This is a genomic window from Streptomyces durbertensis, from assembly GCF_014156695.1.
In the GTDB taxonomy this organism is placed as follows: domain Bacteria; phylum Actinomycetota; class Actinomycetes; order Streptomycetales; family Streptomycetaceae; genus Streptomyces; species Streptomyces durbertensis.
Map to the genome: position 1 here is coordinate 1 of NZ_WMLF01000307.1, position 6,478 is coordinate 6,478.

General features: G+C 74.3%; 5 protein-coding genes. All 5 read right to left on the reverse strand.

The window, feature by feature from the left end; translation table 11 throughout:
• Window positions 1-195: 195 nt before the first annotated feature.
• Window positions 196-615, reverse strand: a complete 420-nt coding sequence (locus GL263_RS18750; protein ID WP_182856883.1) for a YchJ family protein — start codon at window positions 613-615, stop codon at window positions 196-198.
• Window positions 616-697: 82 nt separating this feature from the next.
• Window positions 698-994, reverse strand: a complete 297-nt coding sequence (locus GL263_RS18755) for a hypothetical protein (RefSeq protein WP_182856884.1) — start codon at window positions 992-994, stop codon at window positions 698-700.
• A gap of 160 nt (window positions 995-1,154) precedes the next feature.
• Window positions 1,155-3,371, reverse strand: a complete 2,217-nt coding sequence (locus tag GL263_RS18760) for a glycosyltransferase (RefSeq protein ID WP_182856885.1) — start codon at window positions 3,369-3,371, stop codon at window positions 1,155-1,157.
• Window positions 3,372-3,592: 221 nt separating this feature from the next.
• Window positions 3,593-5,038, reverse strand: a complete 1,446-nt coding sequence (locus GL263_RS18765) for an MFS transporter (RefSeq protein ID WP_323379467.1) — start codon at window positions 5,036-5,038, stop codon at window positions 3,593-3,595.
• A 116-nt stretch (window positions 5,039-5,154) separates the two neighbouring features.
• Window positions 5,155-6,478, reverse strand: a 1,324-nt coding sequence (locus GL263_RS18770; protein WP_182856886.1) for an NAD(P)/FAD-dependent oxidoreductase, incomplete at its 5' end; no start/stop codon positions are given.

Below are 6,478 nucleotides of genomic sequence, written 5' to 3' on the forward strand. Positions count from 1 at the left end.
CCCAGTAGACGTCTTTTCAGCCTGCGGGGCGAGGTGGCCGGCAGGGCACCGCCCGGGCGGCGTCTCCGCAGCTCGGCATCGTTTCTGCGGGTCGGGCGGGGGATCCGGGCGGGTGAAGGTGACCGATCGGCTGTTCGTGCTACCCAGGGACGGACCTGGCGCAAACACCGGAACGCGCGCGGTCGGTCGGCGCCGTCAGTCGGAGATCGCCCCGTCGACGTACACCCACCGGCCCTCGTCGCGGGTGAAGCGGCTGTTCTCGTGCAGCTCCCCCGGACCGTTCGCGTCGCGGTAGCGGGCGCGGAACTCCACCGTGCCCTCCGTCCCGAAGGTGCCGCCGTCGCTGCTGCTCAGCACGGTCAGGCCGAGCCAGCGCAGCGACGGGGCGAAGTCGATCGAGGCCGGCCGGGTCTCCGGGTGCCAGGTCCGCAGCAGGTACGCCTCGTCACGTCGGACGAAGGCGCTGTAGCGGGAGCGCATCAGCTCCTCCGGGCGGGCCGCCGTGGCGCTGCCGTCGTGCAACCGACCGCAGCAGCGCGGGTACGGCGCCGGCAGCCCGCACGGGCAGCGCTCGGAGGAGTCGGACGAGGACGCGGAGCGGGTCGTGGAACGCATACCTCATTGTCCGCCCACCGCGTCGGGGCGGAGGAACGGGTGCGGCCGTGAACGGCCGGTGAGCGGCTTGCTCAGCGGCCGGTCAGTGGTCGTCCCAGTGTCCGTCGTGCGCGGCGTGGCGGTGGCCGTCGTGCACGTAGTCGACGTGGTCGCCGTGCGGAACGGCGACGTGGCCGCAGCCCTCGCCGTGCCGGTGGTCGTGTCCGCCGCACTCGGTGTGGCCGACGGGGTCGCACTCGTCGGCGTGGTCCTCGTGCAGGCGGTGGAGATGGCCGTCGTGGGCGTAGTCGACGTGGTCGCCGTGGGGGACGGCGACGTGGCCGCAGCCCTCGCCGTGCCGGTGCGTGTGCTCGGGGTGGGGAGCGTGCGCGGTCGTCATGGTGGCCCCAATCGTCGGCGTCGGCGCGATGGCGCGCCGCCACTCCGCCGTCCGCGGCGGGGCGGCGGCACCCCTCCATTGTCCGCCGCCCCGCCCGGAAGCGCACGCCTTGCCGGCGGGCTCGGGCGGGGCGGCACGGCCGCCGGGTCAGGCCGCCGGGTCAGGCCGCCGGGGCGACCGGCTCCCGACGGGCGGCGGGCGCGGCCGTCCGCACCGGCTTGGGGCCGCGGACGCTCAGGCCCAGCCCGTTCCCGGCCGTGAAGTACGGACGCACCCGCACCCGCCGGTCCTCCGCGCCCTCCGCCGCTTCGGTGGTGTCCCGTCCGGCCGGGGCGCTGTCCGCCGGGTCCTCCAGCCGGACGCCGCGCGGCATGTCGATCTGCTTGCGCTCGGCGATGTCGCCGCCGATGCGCCCCAGCGGCACCTCCGCCGCGCCCGGCGCCGGGACGAGCCGCAGCGACCACAGGTCCCGCTCGGAACGGCGGGCGTCCAGCAGCGACCGGTAGGGCAGGGTGAAGCGGACGAGCCCGTCCGGTTCGCACACCGCGTCGACGACCACCTCCGCCTCCGCCGCGCCGCGCAGCACGGCCCGCACGGTCGCCCCGGGGCCCGGTACGACGTCGCCGAGCGGTTCCGCGACGACGGCCATCGAGCCGCCGTCCTCCTCCGACACGGCGACCTCGCGCACCTCCACGTGCGCCGGCCGCTGCCACACCCGCAGGCTCAGATGCCCGCCTCCGGTCGCGTAAGGGATCCACACGCTCACACCCCGCGCGGTGACACGCGGCGGCACGCCCACCAGTTCGGCCTGCTCGACGAGTTCCACCGGCAGCCGCTGGACGGGCGCGGTGTCCTCCCGTCCGGCGCGCGGCGCGAGGAACACGTCCCAGCGGCCTTCCGTGAGCGGATGCGCCTCGCGGTCGATCTCCACGCCGACACGTCCGTCGACCGCCGCGTCCGACGCCGGCAGCGGCACCCGCCGCTCGGTACCCTCCGGGTCGTCGCGCAGCCGCAGCAGCAGGTCGAGCGGGCCGTTCGGCAGCCGGTCGGCGGCCAGTTCGACGACGGGCGAGCCGTCCGGGGAGACCGCGCAGCGGGCCGGGGCGGCGCCGTCCGTGAGCACCTCGCTCCTCGGCGGCGCGGCCGGCAGCGCGGGGACCGCCTCCCGTCGGGCGCGGCGGGACGCGCGGATCCGGGACAGCAGGCCGCGGCTGCGTGGCGGGGCCTCCCGCAGCTCCTCGAAGAGCCGCAGGTAGCGGTCGGCGATCAGCGCGGGCGCGTAGCGGCCGGCGCTCACCCGGGCCTCGTCGCCCATCGCGCGCCGCTTGTCCTCGTTGGACATCAGGATGCGCAGCGCGTCGGCGTACGCCTCGGCCCCGCCCTCCAGCGGGACGAGCAGGCCGTCGGCGCCCTGGGTGATGATCTCGCCGGGGCCGTGCGGGCAGTCGGTGGCGATGACCGGCACCCCGCAGTGCATGGCCTCCACGATCGTCAGCCCGAACGGCTCCCGGTCGGAGGTGACACAGGCGATCTCCGCCTTCGCCCACTCCGTCTCGATCGGCACGACCGGCCCCATCAGCCGGATCCGCTCGCACAGGTCGAGCCGGACGACCTGCCGGCGCAGCCTGTCCCGGAGGTCGCCGCGCCCGTAGATCCGCAGCGACCAGTCCGGGTACTCGTCCGCGACGAGCGCGAACGCGTCGATGAGCCGGTCGTAGCGCTTCATCCCGGTGAGCCGCCCGGCGGCCACGATCGTCCTGGTGCCGCGTTCGGGGCGGCGCGCCCGGGCCGGCGGGATGACGTTCGGTATGCACAGGATCGGCGTGGCGGCCTTCGCCAGCGCGGCCCTGTATCGCCCGGCGTCCACCTCGGTCACGGTGACGTAGGCGTCCAGTTCGGCGACGCTCCTCAGTACCCCGGCGCGCTGACGGCCCTTGTGCATCTCCAGGGTCAGGTGCTCCTGGCCGATCCGCAGGTAGCGGGACTCGCCGTAGCGCGCCAGATAGCCGTTGAGCACCGGCCGGGTGCCGATCACCACGTCGGCGTCGGTGCGCCGCAGGTAGTCGGCCACCCGCTCGTCCGTCAGCCGGGTCGGCGCGAGCGCCCCCCGCGCCAGACCTCCGTCCGGGAACATCACCGAACGCCGTCGGGCGGCCGGGTCCTTCCGCGCGCACCCAGGCTCCCCCTTCCGCCACTCGATGAGCGGTCTGAGCGCCAGCTCCGGAGACATCTCCAGCCGGGGCCGGTCCTGCGTCCGGTAGACGGACACCAGCTCGACGGTGTGGCCGGCGGCCGACAGCGCGGCGCCGAGGTTGGCCGCCGCCCTGATCGTCCCCCCGATCCCGTAGGCGTTGTACAGCAGAAAAGCGATCTTCACTTGGGTCCCCCAGCGGCGCCGCCCGCGCCGGTCGCACGCGGACGGAAGGTGACCGGCGCGGACGGCCGGCCGGTGACAGTGACACCGATGCAGACCGTCGTGAGGGAAGAAGGTTGACAACCCGCCCGCTTTCGCGACGAGCGTCACATCCCCGGCCAAGAACGGGTAAAGCTCTCCCCCGGAGAGCCCCAAGGGAACCCCAAGTTCCGCACCGGTGCGGCTCAGCGGGCCGCCGACGACTCCGACGCCCTGGGCGTGGCCGTGCACCCGTCGGACGGCGACGCGGAGGTCGCGCGGGCGCGTCCGGCGAGGAGCGCGACCAGGACGCTCGGGACGAGCAGCAGGCCGAAGGCGCAGGCGTAGCCCACCTGCGTGGCCAGGCCGGCGGCGAGTCCGGCGTTGAGGACAAGCGCCGTCAGCGCCATCACGACGACCTGGCCCAGGTTCATGTTCACCTGCATCGAGCTCGTCGCGTAGCCCTGGCGCCCGGGTGGGCTGTGCCGGAGGGAGAGGACCGTGAGGCAGGGATCGAGCAGCCCCATGCCCACCGCGGCCAGCGGCATCGCGGCAGCGGCGAGGTGGGCGGGCGCCTGGTGGAGTGAGCCGATCACGGCGAGTCCGACCGCGCAGGCCATGACGGCCGCGCCCGCGACGACCATGCGGTGCCGGGGCACGGCCGCCAGCAGTCCGCCCTGCACCCAGGAGGCGCCCGCCCACAGCACGGCGGCCGCGGTGAACGCCATACCGGTCACCACCGGGGAGACCTGCCGTTCGGTGATCAGCATCAGCGGAACAAACGCCTCGATGGTGAAGAAGGTGCCGGACGCCATTCCGCGCAGCATTACGGCGGTCGGCAGTCCGCGCGCCGCGCGCCAGGTGCCGGCGGGCAGGAGCCGCGGGGCGAAGACAACTAGCAGGCCGAGCCCGGCGACCGCGAACGGCAGGTGGCGCGCGTCCCAGCCGGACACCCCGTACTGACCGAGCGCCGCGCCCACGCTCAGGGTCGCGGCGGCGAGCAGCGGTGGGCGCGAAGCGCCCTCGTTCGTTCCGGTCGCAGCGTCGGAGGCGCGGCCGGTCCGGCCCCGGAGCACCGCGACCAGGGCGACGGTCGGCAGCAGGGTGAGCACCGCCAGCCCGTAGAACACCACCCGCCAGGACCAGGTCTCCACCACAAGGCCGGCGAGCGGGGGTCCGACGAGCGAGGGGACGACCCAGCTGGTGCTCATCATCGCGAGCATCGCCGGGCGGAGATGGTCGGGGTACGCCTGGCCGATGGCGGTGACCACGGACACCGCGACCACGCCTGACGCCAGCCCGTCGAAGAACCGGCCCGCCGCGAGCTGCCACACGGACACGCTCGACGCGGAGACCAGCAGCGTGAGCACGGAGACCGCCATGCCCACGGCCAGCGGTCGGCGGGCTCCGACGCGGTCCGCCCAGTGGCCGCCCGCCACTCCGCCGAGCAGGCTCGCCGCCACGAAGCAGCCGGCGACCAGCGGGAAGAGCGCCACGCCGTCCAGGTCGCGGGCGGCGGTCGGCAGCGTGGGCACCACCGCGAGAGCGGCGAACCCGGTCAGGAACATCACGGTGGTGAAGGTGAGCGTCGTCGCCGCGTACCGACGTGAGAACAGACCTTCCCGACTCCCCGACTCGTCCACCGGCGACACCGCTTCCCCCTGGGCAGCACTCAGCGGGAAAGCTAGTCGCGGTGGCCTCGCCTTGCCATCGGATTAGTCCGGACCAGGCGACGGGTCCGGGAGGGGGCCGGACGCGCCGCCCCGGGTCAGCTGTCGAAGCCGAGGCCCACTCGGTCGAGGGTGCGGAGCCAGAGGTTGCGGTGGCCGGCGCGGGCGTCGGCTCGGGTGAGGGACCACTGGGTGACGCCGATGCCCGCCCAGCGGACCGGTTCGGGCGGGAAGGGGAGCGGCTTGCTGCGGACCATCTCCAGTTCCGTGCGTTCGGTGCGCTCTCCGGCGAGCAGGTCGAGCATGACGTCGGCGCCGAAGCGGGTGGCGCCGACGCCGAGGCCGGTGTAGCCGGCGGCGTAGGCGACGCGGCCGCCGTGGGCGGTGCCGAAGAACGGGGAGAAGCGGGAGCAGGTGTCGATGACGCCGCCCCAGCGGTGGCTGAAGCTGAGGCCCTCCAGTTGCGGGAAGCAGCGGAAGAAGGTGCGGGCGAGGGTGCGGAAGGTGTCGGGGCGCTGGTCGTAGTCGGGGTGGATGCGGTTGCCGAAGTGGTAGACGACATCGTGGCCGCCCCAGAGGATGCGGTTGTCGGTGGTGATGCGGAAGTAGTGGAAGTGGTTGTTGCTGTCGCTGAGGCCCTGGCGGCCCTGCCACCCGATGGCGTCGAGCTGCTCGGCGGTGAGGGGTTCGGTCATCAGGGCGTAGTCGTAGACGGGGACGAGGTAGGGGCGGGTCCGGCGGACGAGGGAGGGGAAGGCGTTGGTGCCGAGGGCGACGTGGCGGGCGCGGATCCGGCCGAAGGGGGTGCGGACGCGCACGGTGTCGGTGTCGGAGGTGAGGGCCTGGGCGGGGGTGTGCTCGTAGAGGCGGACGCCGGCGTCGACGCAGGCGCGGCGCAGGCCCCAGGCGAGGCGGGCGGGGTTGAGCATGGCGACGCCCTCGCGGTCCCAGAGTCCGGCGAGGAAGGTGGGTGAGTCGACGTGGGCGCGCAGCGCGTCGCGGTCGAGGAACTCGGGTCGGCCGAGGCCGAGGCGGGCGGCCTCGTCGGCGGCTTCGCGGAGTTCGGCGACCTGGTGGGGCTGCGTGGCGATGTCGATCTCGCCGGTGCGTTCGAAGTCGCAGTCGATGCCGTGGCGCTGGACGGCCTCCTCGATGGCGTCGAGGTTGGCCAGGCCGAGTTTCTCCAGGGTGGCGTACTCGTCGGGCCAGCGGGAGAGGCCGTTGGCGCGGCCGTGGGTGAGGGAGGCGGCGCAGAAGCCGCCGTTGCGGCCGGAGGCGGCCCAGCCGACCTCCTTGGCCTCGATGAGCACGACGTCGCGGGCGGGGTCGCGTTCCTTGGCGAGGAGCGCGGTCCACAGGCCGCTGTAGCCGGCGCCGACGACCAGCAGGTCGCAGCGTTCGTCGCCGACGCTGTCTCTTATA

Excerpts from the sequence above, each read along its gene's own strand:
- GL263_RS18750 (WP_182856883.1), bottom strand. The coding sequence starts at position 615 with ATGCGTTCCACGACCCGCTCCGCGTCCTCGTCCGACTCCTCCGAGCGC.
- GL263_RS18755 (WP_182856884.1), bottom strand. The coding sequence starts at position 994 with ATGACGACCGCGCACGCTCCCCACCCCGAGCACACGCACCGGCACGGC.